Origin of the sequence: Hephaestia caeni, assembly GCF_003550065.1 — a bacterium.
Classification (GTDB): domain Bacteria; phylum Pseudomonadota; class Alphaproteobacteria; order Sphingomonadales; family Sphingomonadaceae; genus Sphingomonas; species Sphingomonas caeni_A.
The window spans coordinates 195,403-211,044 of the sequence record NZ_QXDC01000004.1 but is presented as its reverse complement, the minus strand read 5'-3'; the positions used below and the strand labels follow the sequence as shown (position 1 = coordinate 211,044).

15 protein-coding genes are annotated in these 15,642 nt (G+C 64.7%); 4 read left to right on the top strand and 11 right to left on the bottom strand.

Annotation, left to right across the window (positions count from 1 at the left end; genetic code table 11):
* Positions 1 to 349: 349 nt before the first annotated feature.
* The 4 genes from DFR49_RS15475 to DFR49_RS15460 all read left to right on the top strand — a co-directional run bounded on the left by DFR49_RS15475 (position 350) and on the right by DFR49_RS15460 (position 5,946).
* Positions 350 to 1,525 (top strand): efflux RND transporter periplasmic adaptor subunit, encoded by a 1,176-nt coding sequence (locus DFR49_RS15475; protein WP_342768477.1) that lies wholly within the window; start codon positions 350 to 352, stop codon positions 1,523 to 1,525.
* A complete protein-coding gene (locus tag DFR49_RS15470) occupies positions 1,522 to 4,611 on the top strand; it encodes an efflux RND transporter permease subunit (protein WP_119036624.1) in 3,090 nt (1,029 codons plus the stop codon). Before DFR49_RS15475 ends, DFR49_RS15470 begins: the two co-directional genes overlap by 4 nt.
* An 82-nt stretch (positions 4,612 to 4,693) precedes the next feature.
* Positions 4,694 to 5,641: a LysR family transcriptional regulator gene (locus DFR49_RS15465; RefSeq protein ID WP_119036623.1), complete on the top strand. Its 948-nt coding sequence runs from the start codon at positions 4,694 to 4,696 to the stop codon at positions 5,639 to 5,641.
* Positions 5,638 to 5,946, top strand: coding sequence for a hypothetical protein (locus tag DFR49_RS15460; protein WP_119036622.1), 309 nt, complete (start codon positions 5,638 to 5,640; stop codon positions 5,944 to 5,946). Before DFR49_RS15465 ends, DFR49_RS15460 begins: the two co-directional genes overlap by 4 nt.
* Positions 5,947 to 5,959: 13 nt before the next feature.
* On the opposite strand, the gene DFR49_RS15455 is transcribed toward DFR49_RS15460, so the two are convergent.
* The 11 genes from DFR49_RS15455 to trbB are packed head-to-tail and all read right to left on the bottom strand — an operon-like array spanning position 5,960 to position 15,561.
* Positions 5,960 to 6,181 (bottom strand): DUF2274 domain-containing protein, encoded by a 222-nt coding sequence (locus DFR49_RS15455; RefSeq protein ID WP_119036621.1) that lies wholly within the window; start codon positions 6,179 to 6,181, stop codon positions 5,960 to 5,962.
* Positions 6,178 to 7,395, bottom strand: coding sequence for a TraB/TrbI/VirB10 family type IV secretion system protein (locus DFR49_RS15450; protein ID WP_119036620.1), 1,218 nt, complete (start codon positions 7,393 to 7,395; stop codon positions 6,178 to 6,180). The genes DFR49_RS15455 and DFR49_RS15450 overlap by 4 nt, the downstream gene beginning before the upstream one ends.
* Entirely contained in the window at positions 7,392 to 8,408 is a 1,017-nt protein-coding gene (trbG, locus tag DFR49_RS15445; protein WP_119036619.1) for a P-type conjugative transfer protein TrbG, read from the bottom strand. The genes DFR49_RS15450 and trbG overlap by 4 nt, the downstream gene beginning before the upstream one ends.
* Positions 8,405 to 9,088: a conjugal transfer protein TrbF gene (gene trbF, locus DFR49_RS15440; RefSeq protein ID WP_119036618.1), complete on the bottom strand. Its 684-nt coding sequence runs from the start codon at positions 9,086 to 9,088 to the stop codon at positions 8,405 to 8,407. Before trbF ends, trbG begins: the two co-directional genes overlap by 4 nt.
* Before the next feature lie 4 nt (positions 9,089 to 9,092).
* On the bottom strand, positions 9,093 to 10,478 hold the full coding sequence (trbL, locus tag DFR49_RS15435; RefSeq protein WP_119036617.1) for a P-type conjugative transfer protein TrbL: 1,386 nt from the start codon (positions 10,476 to 10,478) through the stop codon (positions 9,093 to 9,095).
* The gene (gene trbK-alt / locus DFR49_RS15430) at positions 10,475 to 10,780 is read right to left on the bottom strand and encodes a putative entry exclusion protein TrbK-alt (protein WP_119036616.1); all 306 of its coding nucleotides are present in this window, start codon (positions 10,778 to 10,780) and stop codon (positions 10,475 to 10,477) included. Before trbK-alt ends, trbL begins: the two co-directional genes overlap by 4 nt.
* 9 nt (positions 10,781 to 10,789) lie before the next feature.
* On the bottom strand, positions 10,790 to 11,512 hold the full coding sequence (trbJ, locus tag DFR49_RS15425) for a P-type conjugative transfer protein TrbJ (RefSeq protein ID WP_119036615.1): 723 nt from the start codon (positions 11,510 to 11,512) through the stop codon (positions 10,790 to 10,792).
* Positions 11,509 to 13,980: a conjugal transfer protein TrbE gene (trbE, locus tag DFR49_RS15420; protein WP_119037239.1), complete on the bottom strand. Its 2,472-nt coding sequence runs from the start codon at positions 13,978 to 13,980 to the stop codon at positions 11,509 to 11,511. The genes trbJ and trbE overlap by 4 nt, the downstream gene beginning before the upstream one ends.
* Complete coding sequence (locus DFR49_RS15415) at positions 13,977 to 14,246, bottom strand: VirB3 family type IV secretion system protein (protein WP_119036614.1); 270 nt, start codon at positions 14,244 to 14,246, stop codon at positions 13,977 to 13,979. Before DFR49_RS15415 ends, trbE begins: the two co-directional genes overlap by 4 nt.
* A complete protein-coding gene (locus DFR49_RS15410; RefSeq protein ID WP_119036613.1) occupies positions 14,246 to 14,578 on the bottom strand; it encodes a TrbC/VirB2 family type IV secretion system protein in 333 nt (110 codons plus the stop codon). Before DFR49_RS15410 ends, DFR49_RS15415 begins: the two co-directional genes overlap by 1 nt.
* Complete coding sequence (trbB, locus tag DFR49_RS15405; protein WP_119036612.1) at positions 14,575 to 15,561, bottom strand: P-type conjugative transfer ATPase TrbB; 987 nt, start codon at positions 15,559 to 15,561, stop codon at positions 14,575 to 14,577. The genes DFR49_RS15410 and trbB overlap by 4 nt, the downstream gene beginning before the upstream one ends.
* Positions 15,562 to 15,642 lie beyond the last annotated feature (81 nt).

Sequence of the window (15,642 nt, the reverse complement as noted above, 5' to 3'; positions counted from 1 at the left end):
CGCAGCCTATGCCGCGTAGCCGCTTCGAAGACGCGTCATCCTCTCAAAGAGAATAGATGGCAAGTCATTATGACCATAAACTTAGATTGGGCTAACGGTGAGAAATTTGCATTTGTTGCATAGGATTATCGGGGGCATCTTGTACGGCATGGCGGAGAATTACTATGTGTAAGGTTGCTCCCGATGTCAAAACGATCATCGGTTTGTTCGTTGCCACAAGCATAGTGGCGGCCATTGCGAACCTAGTTCCACGAGAGCCTATGCACCACGGATGGGACTGGCCTTGGCATGATTGGCGGCACTCTCCGGCTGGAAGCGTGGTGGACTCTAGCAACACGGTGGGACAATAGTGAATCCGCCTGCTAGGCGCCGCCCTATCCAACAACGTCGCATCGTTCTCATTTGCGCGATTGCCGCTCTCCTTGCAATTGGCGCGGCCACTTACTGGCATTTGGCGAGTCCCAAGAGCAAGCTCTCCACACACACACCCGTGCCGGTAAGCACCGCTGTTGCTAGTCGACAGGATGTGCCTGTCTATCAAACCGGGCTTGGCATCGTTCAGGCATCTTTGACCGTCGGCATTCGGCCCCAGGTCGATGGAACAATGCAGGACGTGGTATTCGTCGAAGGACAGAATGTAAGAAAAGGCGACGTGCTCGCGAGGATAGACCCACGCCTGTTCAAGGCTGCGCTCGACCAAGCTCTGGCGAAAAAAGCTCAGGATACCGCGCTGCTCGTTTCCGCCAGGAAAGATCTCGAGCGGTATAAGGCATTGGTCCTGTTGGAGGCGATAGCGCGGCAAACCGTCGAACATCAACAGGCGACAGTCGGTCAACTGGAAGCATCCATTGCCGCAGACGAAGCCGCGATCGAGACGGCGCGAACGCAACTCTCCTACACGACAATCCGCGCGCCAAACGACGGACGGATTGGTATTCGCTCGGTCGATCCTGGCAACCTGGTGCATGTGTCCGACGCACAGCCGATCGCCGTGCTGACGCGGATCAGGCCGTCGGCCGTTCTGTTCAGTTTGCCGGCGCGCTTCCTCGACGACGTTCGTGGCGCGTTGGCCGTCGGTGCGGTTGAAGTGACGGCGTTGGACCAGGACAATTTGCGCCCCCTCAGCACCGGAAGGCTCCTCCTGGTGGACGGTACGGTCGATCAGGCCACCGATACCATTCGTCTGAAAGCCATCTTCCCCAATGATGATGAACGGCTCTGGCCCGGTGAGTTCGTCAACGCGCGTTTGCTGCTCAAGACACTCGACAATGTCGTCGTGGTTCCATCGGCTGCGGTCCAACGAGGGCCGAAGGGCTTATTTCTATGGCTCGTGACAGGGCATAACACGGCTGAAACCCGGCCGATCAAGACCGGGCCGTCGAGTGGCGATCTGACGGTGATCACGTCGGGTCTTCGCGGGGGTGAGCGTGTTGTGACGGCGGGACAGTTCAAGCTGAAACGCAATGCGCAGGTACAGATCAGGGCCACGTCATCGACGTCGCCAAGGCCCGAGGGCATTAGGTGAATCTCTCCGCACCATTCATCGCGCGGCCAGTCGCAACGACATTGCTGATGGCGGCCTTGGCGTTCCTCGGCATTGCCGCATTTCCGCTCCTGCCCGTGGCTCCGCTGCCGCAGGTGGATTTCCCAACCGTTCAAGTCACCGCGACGCTTAGCGGAGCAAGCGCCGAGACGATGGCTTCATCGGTTGCGACGCCGCTGGAGCGCCAGCTCGGGCAAATCGCGGGCGTTACCCAGATGACATCGGTTAGCGCTCTGGGTGCAACATCCATCACGGTTCAATTTGATCTCGATCGCAACATCGATTCTGCTGCGCAGGACGTGCAGGCGGCGATCAACGCCGCAACCAAGACCTTGCCGCAATCGATGACGACGCCGCCGACCTATAAGAAGCTGAATCCGGCCGACGCACCCATCCTCGTCCTTTCGGCAAGTTCAGACACCATCCCGCTGACCGGCGTCAACGAATACGCCGACAATTATCTCGCCCAGAAAATCTCGCAAGTCCCCGGCGTGGCCCAGGTCTCGCTCGGCGGCGAGCAGAAGCAGGCGATCCGTATCCAGGTTGATCCAGCCAAGCTCGCCTCGCGCGGATTGACACTCGAGGAGATGCGGCCCGTTCTTGCCAGCGCCACAACAGAGAGTGCCAAGGGGGCACTCGACACTGGCAAGCTGAGCTTCACAATTCGCGCAAACGACCAGATCACCGAAGCAAAAAAATTCGATGATGTCGTACTCGCTTACCGCAACGGCGCCCCTGTCAGGGTCAGCGACGTCGGTCAGGCAGTTTTCGCCGCATCCGATCGAACCGCGGCAGCCTACGACAATAATAGACCCGCGATCCTTCTCACGATCTATAAGCAGCCCGGCGCCAACGTCATCGATACCGTTGACCGGATCAAGGCGCAACTGCCCAGCCTCACAGTCGACATCCCACCGGCCATCACGATCCACACCGTTCTGGACCGCACGACCACAATCCGCGCCTCGGTGCATGATGTCGAGTTTACGCTCCTCTTGACCATCGGTCTCGTCGTGATGGTGGTCCTGCTTTTCCTGCGCAATATCTGGGCGACGGTGATCCCGAGCGTCACGATCGTGCTCGCGCTGCTGGGATCGTTCGCGACCATGCATATGCTTGGCTTCAGTCTCGACAATTTGTCGCTGATGGCTTTGACGATAGCTGTCGGCTTCGTCGTGGATGACGCGATTGTCGTCGTCGAGAATATCTACCGTCATCTCGAAAATGGAGCACCGCCCTTTGAAGCCGCGCTGAAAGGCTCGCGCGAGATCGCCTTTACCGTGCTTTCCATCAGCTTGTCTTTGATCGCCGTTTTTATCCCGCTTCTGTTGATGGGCGGGGTTGTCGGCCGATTGTTTCGAGAGTTCGCGCTAACCGTGACCGCGGCGATCGCGGTTTCGGCGCTGGTGTCGCTCACGCTCGCGCCGATGCTCTGCTCGCGCTTCATGCGACGGGAGGCGCCGGAGGGTCACGGCCGCGTCTATCGCGCCCTCGAAGCGTTCTTCAACACGATGCTGTCCGGCTATCAGCGCACGCTCGACATTGTGTTGCGCCATCAAGCGGCCACCCTCGGCGTGTTCTTCCTGACGGTCGGGCTGGCCGTGGTCATGGCCGTCCAGATACCCAAGGGCTTTTTTCCGATTCAGGACACCGGCCTGATCGGCGGCCTGGCGGAGGCGGCTCAGGATGTCTCGCCCGAGGAGATGAAGCGTCTCCAACGCGTGCTCGGCGAAGTCGTTCTCAAGGATCCTGGCGTCGAGGGAGTTGCCTCATGGACGGGGAGCACCGGTGGCAACGGCAATGCACAGACGGCGAATACCGCTCGCTTTTATATCGTTCTCAAGCCGCGCGGCGAGCGCACGAATACGGCGTCCCAGATTATCGACCGGTTGAGACCACAGATCGCAAAAGTCCAGGGCGTCAATCTCTCCCTGTCGGCGACACAAGACATCACCGTAGGCGGCCGCTCTTCGCGCGGCAGTTTTCAATATACGTTGCAGAGCGCCGATAACGTTGAGTTGACCGCATGGACGCAGAAGATGCTCGAAAAAATGCGCGAACTGCCGGAACTCGCGGACGTTGCCACCGACCTTCTCGCTGAAGCGCCACTGCTCACGGTGGACATCAACCGGGACCAAGCCTCCCGCTTTGGCATTTCCCCGCAGATGATCGACGATACGCTCAACGATGCCTACGGACAGCGCCAGATCACGCAATATTCCACCCAGCTTAATACATATCCGATTATTCTCGAAACGACACCGTCACTGCAGCGCACGCTCGCATCACTCGATCGCCTCTATGTGCAATCTCCGCTGACGGGCACTCCGGTAGCGCTTTCCGCGCTTGTGAGAGTGGATACCTCCCACATCGGCTCATTGTCGGTAACGCATCAGGGCCAATTTCCGGCTGTTACCCTATCGTTCAATCTTCGGCCAGGTGTCGCGTTAGGGGAAGCTGTCACCGCCATTAACCGTGCAGCAGATGAGATCAACATGCCAGGGACAGTGACCGGCGCGTTCCAAGGTAATGCGCAGGCATTCCAGGCGTCTCTGTCGACGATGCCCGCGCTTATCATCGCCGCACTCGTCGTTATCTACATCATTCTCGGCATATTATATGAGAGCTTCATTCATCCATTGACCATCCTGTCCACATTGCCATCAGCTGGCGTCGGGGCGCTACTTGCGCTGTGGATGGGGAACATGGATCTTTCGGTGATTGGCATCATCGCGATCATCCTATTGATCGGCATCGTCAAGAAAAACGGCATTATGCTCGTCGACTTTGCTATCGTCGCCGAGCGAGACCATCATCTTACGCCAGCCCAAGCCATTCGCGAGGCGTGTCTCTTGCGTTTCCGCCCAATCCTGATGACGACGGGGGCGGCATTGATGGCCGGCATTCCGCTCGCGCTCGGCACCGGCACCGGTTCGGAGTTACGTCAACCTCTCGGTTACGCGATAATCGGCGGACTTGCGCTTAGTCAGTTGCTCACGCTCTACACGACGCCGGTAATCTACCTCTATCTCGATAGATTCCAAATATGGATGAAGAAAAACGACTAAGTTTATTTATCACGTTCAGCATAAACAACTTTAGAAATAAGACATAGTTCACGATGGATTTCGCATAATTATAGGCATATATTTGACTGAACTTCGTCAACTTCGGTATTTGATCGCAGCGGATGAGGCGGGTAGCTTCAGCCGCGCGGCCCGTAATCTGAACATCAAGCAAGCCACGCTCAGCCGACACATCCTACAGATCGAGAAGCGCCTAGGCATGGTGCTCTTCAACCGCATGACGCGCGGCGCTACGCTGACGCCGAACGGCATGATCTATCTGCGCACGGCACAACGTATCGTAAAGGAGTTCGAGGAACTGAACGCGTGGGTCCGTGCCACGAACGACGGGCATGCTGGCAAGCTCAGTGTCGGCTTCTACACCTCTTTCTCTGCCGGCAATTTGCGCGCGACCATGACCGAATTCGGCGAATGCTATCCCGAGGTCAGGGTGCGTGGGTTCGAACGCGACCGCGATATGCTGCTGGCCGGCATAGAGAACGGCCTACTCGACATCGCGATCATGATTGGCGAAGCGCCTTACCGGGGGCTGATGACCCGCCCGTTCTGGAGCGAGCGTATATTGGTGGCGATGCCGGAAGGCCATCCGCTGGCCGGACGCGAACGCATCCACTGGACCGACCTGACCCGCGAACGCTTCCTGTTGACCGAACGAGATCCCGGCCCAGAGACGCGCAACATGCTTTTGGGCAAGCTCGGGATGCCCGGCTACACGCCCGAGATCGACATGAACGACGTTAGCCGTGAAACGGTGCTGAGCGCCATCGCACTCGGCGAGCACATGTCGATCGTTGCGGAATCAGCGCTCGGCATCCAAGTGCCGGGTGTTGTGTTTCGCGAAGTTCACGAAACCAACGGCCACATACGAATCGGTTTCTCGGGCTACTGGCGCGAGGACAATCAGAATGCGGTGTTGCGCCGGTTCCTCGATTTTGTGGCCGTCCGCTATTCCCTACCGCTCTTGTCGGGGTCGCATCCTACGCCTCAGCAATCAGAATTGGACCCGTCATGACGCAAGGTAAGACACTCATCATCGTGCTGATAGCATTAATCGTTGGGTTTGGGACGGGCCTCGTACTGCGCCCGGTGATTATCCCCGCGCCTCAGACAGCGGCGGTCGCCAGCCCGCCGCTCGCCGCCCCAGCGCCGGCCGAGGCGCGCAGCACGCAATATTTCGCGGCGCATCTGGATGAAGGGCGCCGGATCGTGGCCGACTGCGCGCAGGGAACGGTGCGCGGAAACGAGTGCGCCAATGCCGAGCAGGCCGTCACCGAGGCCGATGGCCGGGATCGCTTCAAGCGTTTCCTGGGCAAGTAGGGCGGACGCTCCCTCACTTCGCCTGGGCGCGATGCCGGCGAAAGGCGCGATCGGTCTCCATGAACCGGGTCAGCATCGGCGCGACCAGCTTGTCGGGTTTGGCCGGCGGTTCTCCGGTCTCGGCGGCGAGTGCGGCGGCATAGGCAATGAGATCGCGATGGACGGCAGCGGGCAGTTCCACCGTGAGCTTGACCGGCCGGTCATCGGCCAGCGGCCCCAGCTTCAATTTCGTCATCGTGGGCCTCCAACGGGTTCCAATATGAGGTCGCGCGTCAGAACGACGCGCAGCGGGTAGCCCGGCCGGATGGTGAGCGTCGGCTGCACGTCCAGTTGCCGGCGCACAAGCTGCTGGCCGCTCTGGTTGATGGTGTCCTGGCTTCCCCGGCGCAGCGCGCGGGTAAGATCGTCGTCGCTGTCCGCGCCCAGCTCCACCCCAACACCAAGCAAGGTCGAGATGGCGGCGGCTTTGAGCATATTGCCCCAATGCTGGTCCACGCGGTCCTGTAGTCCCGCGAACCCGGCCGCGTCGGCGGCAGGCTGGCGTTCGAGCACGATCGAGCGGCCATTTGGCAGGATCAGGCGATCCCAGGCGAGCAGCACGCGGGTCTGCCCCGCGGCGATCTCGCTGTCATATTCGCCGATCAGCCGTGCGCCTTGTGGGATGAGCAGGATGCGGCCGGTCGGACTGTCATAGACGTTGGCCGTCACCTGGGCGGTGATCTGGCCGGGAAGGTCGGACCGGATGCCCGTGATGAGCGCCGCTGGAATGATGCTGCCGGCCTGGATGATGTCGGGCGATGCTGGCGGCGCAAGCCGCTCGACGCTTACCGTGTTCGGGTTGGACGCCCGCGCCATGAAGGCGCGCTTGGCGGCCTCGTCGCCCTGCGCCGCACCGCCGGTTTGCGAAGCCGCCGCCTGATCCGGCGTGATCGCGGTCGGCTGCACGGCCGCGCCCGCGTTTGCCGCACCCTGGCCCAGGAATACCGAGCTGGTGCGTGCCGCATCGCGTTCCTGGGCGATGCGCTGAAGCGCGGCCTCCGCTGCTTGCGCACGCGGATCGGGCTGCGCGCCGGATGTGCCGATCGCTGGCGGGGGCACACTGTCGCCGCGTTGCTGCGCCGAGAGGATGGGGCCGCCGAGATCGCCGGGGAGCGGCGGGCCGAGTCGTGGAACGTGCGCGTAATCCTTCGGCGCCGAGGTGATGGCCTCGGCGGTGGCGCGGCCATCGGTATTATAGAGTTCCTTGGCCTCACGATGCCCCGCGGGCTTGAGCGCATAAATCAGCGAGCCGCCGATGCAGAGGCCGGTGGCGATGCCGAAGACGGCCAGCGTCTTGCGCGACAGCCGCATGACGCGCGGCGCATCCCCGCGAAGCTGAAAGGCTTGCGGATCGGAGGCCGGCGCCTCGGGCGCACCTGATTCCGGCGCCGTGTCGGCGGGATCGCTCACGGCCGCCCCCTGTGTGCATCGTCCCGCTCGATGCGGACATGCTGCTCGCTGTGCTTGTCGCTCAGGCGCAGTTCGGCGGCGGCGAACAGGTGGTCGACCACCATGTAGCGGCCCTGGACGCGATAGTTGACCAGCTCTGTGTCGCCGGCCGCGCCTATCACGAACAGCGGCGGCATCTCGCCCTGCGAGATCCCGGCCGGAAATTCGATATAGACCTGCCGGCCATCGTCGAAGGCGCGCAGCGGCTTCCACGGCGCGCGGTCGCCGTCGATCCGGTAGCGGAAATTGAGCGCGGACACGTTCACGCCGGCCGCCACCGGCGCGGCGGAGGCCGCCGCCGCGTTCCGGCCTGCCAGGGCGATCAGCGTGTCATGCGGATAGGTCCATGAGACCGACGCCATGTAGGTCGCGGGCGTGGCGCGCAGTTCCAGATGATAAGTGCGCCGGTCGCTGTTGATGACCAGGTTGGTCGTGATGTCGGGCCGGGTCGGCTTCACCAGAATATGCACGCGCGCCGTAGGACCAGCGCCGCTGATCGTGTCGCCGATGATCCAGCGCACCGTATCGCCGGCCGCTACAGGGCCTGGCCCAACGAGCTGCTCACCTTCCTGCAACGCAATGTCCGTCACCTGGCCGGGCGCGGCATAGACCTGATAGAGCGCGCCATCGGTCCACGGATATTGCTGGATGGAATTGAGGAAGCCGTCGCGCACGGGCTGCATACGCGCAGCGGCGTTGGCCGCGCTGACGCGGCTGCGCGGATCGGCGGGCTCGGGCGACGGGGTGCTCTGCGTCAGCGGCTTTAGCTGGCCGGGTAATGGCAGAGGCTCGGGGATCGTCACCACCTTGACGGGCTTGGGCGGTTCCGGCGCCAGGGTTGCGGCAATCTCGGTCGGCGGATCGTCATAGGCAATGGCGGGCGGCTTCGCTGATGTGGTGGCGCATCCGCCCAGCGCCGCGGCGGACGCAAGCAGGACCGCTGAGGCGGAACGGTGGAAAGACACATGCGTCATTGCGACAGCTCCTTTGACCAGTTGAGGGCGTTGACGAAGACGCCGAGCGGGTTCTTGCGCAGCGCGTCGGGCGTGCGTGGCGGTTGCACGACGATGGTGAGGATGGCGGACCAGCGTTCGGTGGCCGCGAGGCTACCGTCCTGATAGCGGCGTTCCGTCCAGGCCACGCGGAAGCTGTCAGGCGAGGCGCGGATGACGCTGGAGACGTCCACCGCGACCTGCACCTTGCCGATCTGCGCGAACGGGTCGTTGGCGCGGGCGTAATCGTTGAGCGCGGCCGCGCCCCGGTCGGTCGTGAAGTCGTAAGCGCGCAGCCAGTTCTGCCGCACCACGATCGGATCGGCGGGGATCGAACGCACCTGTTCGATGAAGCGGGCCAAGTGAAAGGCGATCTGGGGATCGGTCGGATGGTAGCCGGCCTCGGCGGGCGCGACGGCCTGCGCCTGGCCCAGCCGATCGACCTCGACCACCCAGGGAATGATCGTGCCGCGCGCCGACTGCCAGACGAGGCCGCCGGCCAGTCCACCGGCCAGGGCCAGCGCGCCGAAGAAAGCCAGGCGCCAGTTCTTCGCCTGCACGCGGGCGGAGCCGATCCGATCGTCCCACGCCTGCGCAGCGCGTTGATAGGGCGTGACGGGTTCGGGCATCTGGCCGTAGCGGATGGTCGGGCGTCGGAACATGGGCTCAGTCCTTCTCCTTGATGTCGGGGCCGCCACCGCCGCCGTGGCTGTCGCCGGACTTCATCGTGTGGGTGAGAATGGTGGCGCCGTGCGTGACGGACTGCCGGTGCTTCATTGCGGCGGCCCATGCCGGCACGCCCGAGGCGCTGGCTGCGCCAGAGGTCGCGCCGCTGGCCGTCGGCGCGGCTGCGGATGCCGACCCGCCGGTGATCGTGCCGCCGGTGGCGGTAAAGCCCACGCGCGCGCCGGAACGGAAACTGGCCTTGATGGCGTCGCCGCCTTTGGCGGCCGCCTTGCGCAGCGGCGAAAGCACGGCGTTTGCGGCGCTTCCCGTTGCCGCCTGGCCGACCGCGGCCATGCCGCCCGCGACGGCGCCCGCGCCTGTCTTGCCGAGCGAGCCGAGGCTGTAGGCGCTGGTCGCCCCTCCGGCCATTTGGGTGCCGCCGCGCGCGGCGGCGGCGGTCATCCGGCCGGCCGTGCCCATCGCGGACCCGGCAGCTCCCATGCCGAGCCGCGTGAGCGCGGTGCCGCCAACTAGGGCGCCGCCCGCCGCCAGCGCTGTCCCCGCTGCGGCGCCCGCCCCGAGTTGCGGACCGCCCGAGACGATCCCGTTGGCGATGCCGGGGCCGAAGATCGCGAGGCCCAGCAGCGACAGCGCGGCCAGCGCGATCGCCATCACCTGATTGATGTCCGGCTCAACGCCGAGGTTGGCGCTGGTGAACTGGTTGAACAAGGTCGTGCCGATGCCGGTGATGACGGCGAGCACCAGAACCTTGATGCCGGTCGAGACGACATGGCCCAGCACGCGCTCGGCCATGAAGGCGGTCTTGTTGAAGAAGGCGAAGGGCAACAGGACGAAGCCGGCGAGCGTCACCAGCTTGAACTCGATCAGCGTGATGAAGACCTGGACGGCGATGATGAAGAAGGCGAGAACGACGATCAACCAGGCGATCAGCAGCACGAGAATCAGCGCGAGGTTCGCGAAGACGGCCCAAAGGCTGGAATACTGGCCTGCCGCATCGAGCAGCGGTTTGGCCGCCTGTAGGCCGGTGGCGGCGATCGTGCCGGGCTTCATGAAGTCGTCGATCGACATGCCGCCGCCGCTGGCCTGGAGGCCGAGCCCGGCGAAGCTCTTGAACACGATGTCGGCGAGAGACTGGAAGTTGCCGATGATGAAGGCGAAGGTGCCGATATAGAGCGTTTTCTTGACGAGCCGTTGCAGCACGTCCTCGTCCGCACCCCAGGCCCAGAACAGGCCGGCGATGGTCAGGTCGATGGCGATGAGCGTGGTCGAGAGGAACGCGACTTCGTGGCCGAGCAGCCCGAATCCACTGTCGATATAGGTGCTGAAGACCGACAGGAATGTGTCGATGACGCCGGTGTCGTTCATGGTGCGACGCCTTCGACATCAGGGGAAACGTCCCCATCGCTCGGCCGTTCGGGCGCGGGAATGTCCTGGTGAAAAAAGCGACGCCGGTTTGCCGCCCAGGCCGCCTCGCAGCCGCTGTCGGGCATGGTGAGCGTGGCGCAGCGGTCCAGCTCGTGCGCAAGCCGGGCCCGGCCTTCGACCGCCGGCACGGCGAGGTGCGTCGCCGACGCCGGCTTGCGGTCATCGGTAGCGGCGACGATCGCCACGGCCATCATCAAGCCGGCCAGCGCCGCCACCCCCGCGATCTTCGCCGTGCGCGACATCGCGAGACCTCAGTTGCCCATGAAGCGGCGGAACCGCTCGCGGCCTTCGGCTTCCTCGGCGGTCTGCCGAGCCGATTGCAGCGCCTGTGCCCGGCCCTGCGCGGCGACGGCCGCGGTAAGGTCGGCGAGCTGCTGGGATTGCAGCGCGAGGAGCTGGTTGCCCGCCTGGCTCGCCTGGAGGGCGCCGGTTGCCGACTGGCTGGCCGATACCAGGCCGTCCATCGTCGCGCGCTCGCCGTCGATATTGCCGACCACACCGGCCTGCACCTTCAGTGCGTCCTCGAACGCGCCGACACTATCCTCCCAGCGAGCATTGGCGTTGGCGACCATCTGCGCGTGATCGCCGGTCAGCGCCGCGCCCTTGTAGCGATTGGTGAATGCCTGCTGGACGTTCTGGACGTCGTAGGCGATGCGCTGGGCTTGCCCGAGAAGCTGTTGGGTGCGCTGGACTTGGCCCTGCAAGGTCTGGAGCGAGCTGAACGGCAGCGACTCCAGGTTCCGTGCCTGATTGATGAGGCTCGTCGCGGCTTGCTGGATTTGCTGGATCTGGTTGTTGATCTGCTGGAGCGAGCGGGCCGCCGTCAGCACGTTTTGGGCATAATTCGTCGGATCATAGACGATCCCGCCGAAGCCGAACTGTGCGTAGGCCGGCATCGGCGCGATCGCTGGCAGGATCGCCGTGGTGGCGAGAGCGCCGGCCATAAGGACGCGGCGAATGGCAGGCAGTTTCATGGTTCGATCTCCATGTCGGGCGTGAGCGGAAGCTCGGGCTCGCGGTCGGACACAGGGTCCGGCAGCAGCTCGACGGCCCAGGCACAGCCGCGATGGCGCAGCCATTCGGCGGCGAAGGCGGGAGCGCCATGGGTTTCGATGATCTCGGCGATGGCGAGCTGATCGGTCTTGGCCGAGGCGGCGGCGAAGGCCAGCGCCACCTCGCCCAGCCCCAACTCGAACAGCCGGTTGCCGCGCCGCGACTGGCAGTAATAGTCGCGCTTGGGCGTCGCCCGGCTGAGGATTTCAATCTGCCGCGCGTTAAGCCCGAACCGCTCGTAGATCGCCGCGATCTGCGGCTCGGCCGCGCGCTCGTTGGGCAGGAATATCCGCGTCGGGCAGGATTCGATGATGGCCGGCGCGATGGCGCTGGTCTCGATGTCGGCGAGACTCTGCGTGGCGAAGACGACGGAAGCGTTTTTCTTCCTGAGCGTCTTCAGCCATTCGCGTAGCTGCGCCGCGAAGGCCGGGCTGTCGAGCACGAGCCAGCCCTCGTCGATGATGATGAGCGTCGGCGAACCGTCCAGCCGGCCCTCGATCCGGTGGAACAGATAGGACAGCACGGCCGCAGCCGATCCCGCGCCGACCAATCCCTCGGTCTCGAACGCTTGGCACCTGGCCTCGCCGAGCCGTTCGACCTCGGCATCGAGCAACCGGCCCCACGGCCCGCCGATGCAGTAGGACGCGAGCGCCTGCTTGAGCTGCTGGCTCTGCAACAGCACTGCCAGCCCGGTCAGCGTGCGTTCCGGCATCGGCGCCGAGGCCAGCGAGCCGAGTGCGGACCAGATATGCTCCTTGGCTTGCGGATCGACCGCGACGCCTTCGGATGCCAAGATCGCCGCCAGCCATTCGGCCGCCCAGGCGCGTTCCGCCGGATCGTCGATGCGGGCCAGCGGCTGCAACTGGACGCCGCCATCGTCGTCATCGGAAAGACCGCCGCCGAGATCCTGCCAATCTCCGCCCATGCCGAGTGCGGCGGCGCGGATGCTGCCGCCGAAATCGAACGCGAAGACCTGGCCGTTCTCGTAGCGGCGAAACTGCATCGCCATCAGCGCGAGCAGCACCGATTTTCCCGCGCCGGTCGGGCCGACGATCAACGTGTGCCCGACATCGCCGACGTGAAGGGAAAACCGGAACGGGGTCGAGCCTTCGGTCTTGCCGTAGAGCAAGGGGGGAGCGCCGAAATGCTCGTCCCGCTCCGGCCCCGCCCATACCGCTGACAGGGGGATCAGGTGGGCGAGATTGAGCGTGGAGATGGGGGGCTGGCGGACATTCGCGTAAACCTGGCCGGGAAGACTCCCCAGCCATGCCTCGATCGCGTTCATGCCTTCGGGGATGACGGCGAAGTCGCGGCCCTGAATGACCTTCTCGACCAGTCGCAGCTTCTCGGCGGCGATGGCCGGGTCGCGATCCCAGACCGTGACAGTCGCGGTGACGTAGGCCATGCTGGCATAATCCGCGCCCAGCTCCTGGAGGGCGGTGTCGGCGTCGGCGGCCTTGTTGGAGGCGTCGCTGTCGAGCAGCGTCGATGCCTCGTTGGTCATCACCTCTTTGAGGATCGCCGCGATGCTCTTGCGCTTGGCGAACCACTGGCGCCGGATGCGCGTCAGCAGCTTGGTCGCGTCGGTCTTGTCGAGCATGATCGCGCGGGTGGACCAGCGATACTCGAAGGCCAGGCGGTTCAGCTCGTCGAGCAGGCCGGGAAAGGTGAGGCTCGGGAACCCGGTAATGGTGAGCGTGCGCAGATGATGCTCGCCCAGGCGCGGCTCCAGTCCGCCGGTCAACGGCTCGTCGGCCAGCAGCGCATCGAGGTGCATCGGCGTTTCCGGCACCCGCACGCGCTGGTGGCGGGTGGAAACGGTCGAATGAAGATAGGTCAGGGTTTCGCCGTCATCGAGCCAGCGGACCTCGGGTATGAAGCCCTCGACCAGACCCAGCACGCGGTCGCTGCGATCGGTGAAGCCCTTGAGCAGCTCCCACGGATCGACGCCGGATGTCGAGCGGCCCTCATAGAGCCAGCCTTCGGCGCGCGCCGCATCCTCGGCCGGCGGCATCCACAGCAACGTCAGATAATAGGCGCTCTCGAAATGGCTGCCTTCCTCGTGGAACTGTTCGCGCCGCTCCATGTCCACCAGCGCCGAGACCGGATCGGGAAACGCCGATTCCGGGTAGCTGAGCGCGGGCGTGCGCTGCGCCTCGACGAAGATCGCCCAGCCCGAGCCTAGGCGGCGCAGCGCATTATTCAGCCGCGCGGTGGTGGCGACCAGCTCGGCCGGCGTCGCGCTGTCGAGATCGGGGCCACGGAACCGCGCGATGCGCTGAAAACTGCCGTCCTTGTTGAGCACGACGCCTTCGCCGACGAGCGCCGCCCAAGGCAGGAAGTCGGCGAGGGTCGCCGCCTTGTTCCGATATTCGCGCAAGGACATCATGGCCGCATCCACGCCGGATAGCGAAGGTGACGCCGGGCCACGTCCACGAACTGCGGGTCATGCCGCGCGGCCCAGACCGAAATCGCGTGGCCGATCGCCCAGATCACCAGGCCGGCGATCCAGAGGCGCAGGCCGAGGCCGATCGCGCCCGCCAGCGTGCCATTGACGATAGCGAGCGCACGGGGCGCGCCGCCGAGCAGGATCGGCTCGGTCAGCGCCCGGTGGACGGGGGCGAAGAAGCCCGCGATCGGGTCGCCAGCGTCCATCAGATCAGCGCCCCGCCGCCGAACGAAAAGAAGCTCAGGAAGAAGGAGCTGGCTGCGAACGCGATGCTGAGGCCGAAAACGATCTGGATCATGCGCCGCGCGCCGCCCGATGTATCGCCGAACGCCAGCGTCAGGCCGGTGACGATGATGATGATGACTGCGACGATCTTCGCCACCGGCCCCTCGATGCTTTCGAGGATGCTTTGCAGCGGCGCTTCCCACGGCATCGACGAGCCCGACGCATAGGCGGGAACGGCAGTGGTCAAGGCGACGAGGCTGGCGGTTGCGGCGAGCACGGCGCGACGTGCGCGGCCCGGCAAGGCATGGATCATGGTGTATCTCCTTGGGGTGCGGGTGTGAGAGAGGTCAGCCGGTAGTCGCCGGTCGCGGCGTCGAGCCCTTCGACGCGGGCCAGCTCAGCGAGGCGCCAGCCGTGGCCGTCGCGGACCAGGACCGCGATCAGGTCGATGGTCTCGGCCAGCAGCGCACGCGGGACCGTGACGACGGCCTCCTGGATGAGCTGCTCCATGCGGCGCAGCGCGCCCAGCGCGGTGCCGGCATGGATCGTGCCGATGCCGCCGGGATGGCCCGTGCCCCAGGCTTTGAGCAGATCGAGCGCCTCGGCGCCGCGCACCTCGCCGATGGGAATGCGATCGGGCCGCAAGCGCAGCGATGAGCGCACGAGATCGGACAGCGAGACGATGCCGTCCTTGGTCCGCATGGCGACGAGATTGGGCGCGGCGCATTGCAGCTCGCGCGTGTCCTCGATCAGGACGATGCGGTCGGTCGTCTTGGCGACTTCCGCCAATAGCGCGTTGACCAGCGTGGTCTTGCCGCTGCCGGTGCCGCCCGCAACGAGGATGTTGGCGCGACTGGCGACGCCATCGCGCAGCACCGCCGCTTCGGCAGCCGACATGATACCGGCCGTCGCGTAATCATCGAGCGTGAACACGGCGACCGCGGGCTTGCGGATCGCAAACGCCGGAGCAGCGACCACGGGCGGGAGCAGGCCCTCGAACCGCTCGCCGCCTTCCGGCAACTCGGCCGAGACGCGCGGTGAACGGGCGTGAACTTCGGCACCGACATGGTGGGCGACCAGGCGCACGATGCGTTCGCCATCCTGTGCGGACAGCGTGAGGCCGGTATCGGAAATCCCCTCGCCCAGCCGATCGACCCAAAGGCGGCCGTCCGGGTTCAGCATCACCTCGATGACGGCGGCATCATCGAGCCAGGCGGCGATCGACGGCCCGAGAGCGGTGCGCAGCATTCGCGCGCCGCGTGCATTCGCCTCGGATCGGATCGGGTGGATGGACAAGAGATGGCCCCTGAATTGGGCCGGGCGAACCGCCGCCCGGCATCAGGGACACATCAAGAAAGGCAGAAGAAATCGGGATTC

Coding starts and splice junctions, on each gene's coding strand:
- DFR49_RS15460 (WP_119036622.1), top strand. CDS start 5,638: ATGACGCAAGGTAAGACACTCATCATCGTGCTGATAGCATTAATCGTT.
- DFR49_RS15455 (WP_119036621.1), bottom strand. CDS start 6,181: ATGACGAAATTGAAGCTGGGGCCGCTGGCCGATGACCGGCCGGTCAAG.
- trbG (WP_119036619.1), bottom strand. CDS start 8,408: ATGACGCATGTGTCTTTCCACCGTTCCGCCTCAGCGGTCCTGCTTGCG.
- trbF (WP_119036618.1), bottom strand. CDS start 9,088: ATGTTCCGACGCCCGACCATCCGCTACGGCCAGATGCCCGAACCCGTC.
- trbL (WP_119036617.1), bottom strand. CDS start 10,478: ATGAACGACACCGGCGTCATCGACACATTCCTGTCGGTCTTCAGCACC.
- trbK-alt (WP_119036616.1), bottom strand. CDS start 10,780: ATGTCGCGCACGGCGAAGATCGCGGGGGTGGCGGCGCTGGCCGGCTTG.
- trbJ (WP_119036615.1), bottom strand. CDS start 11,512: ATGAAACTGCCTGCCATTCGCCGCGTCCTTATGGCCGGCGCTCTCGCC.
- trbE (WP_119037239.1), bottom strand. CDS start 13,980: ATGATGTCCTTGCGCGAATATCGGAACAAGGCGGCGACCCTCGCCGAC.
- DFR49_RS15415 (WP_119036614.1), bottom strand. CDS start 14,246: ATGGACGCTGGCGACCCGATCGCGGGCTTCTTCGCCCCCGTCCACCGG.
- DFR49_RS15410 (WP_119036613.1), bottom strand. CDS start 14,578: ATGATCCATGCCTTGCCGGGCCGCGCACGTCGCGCCGTGCTCGCCGCA.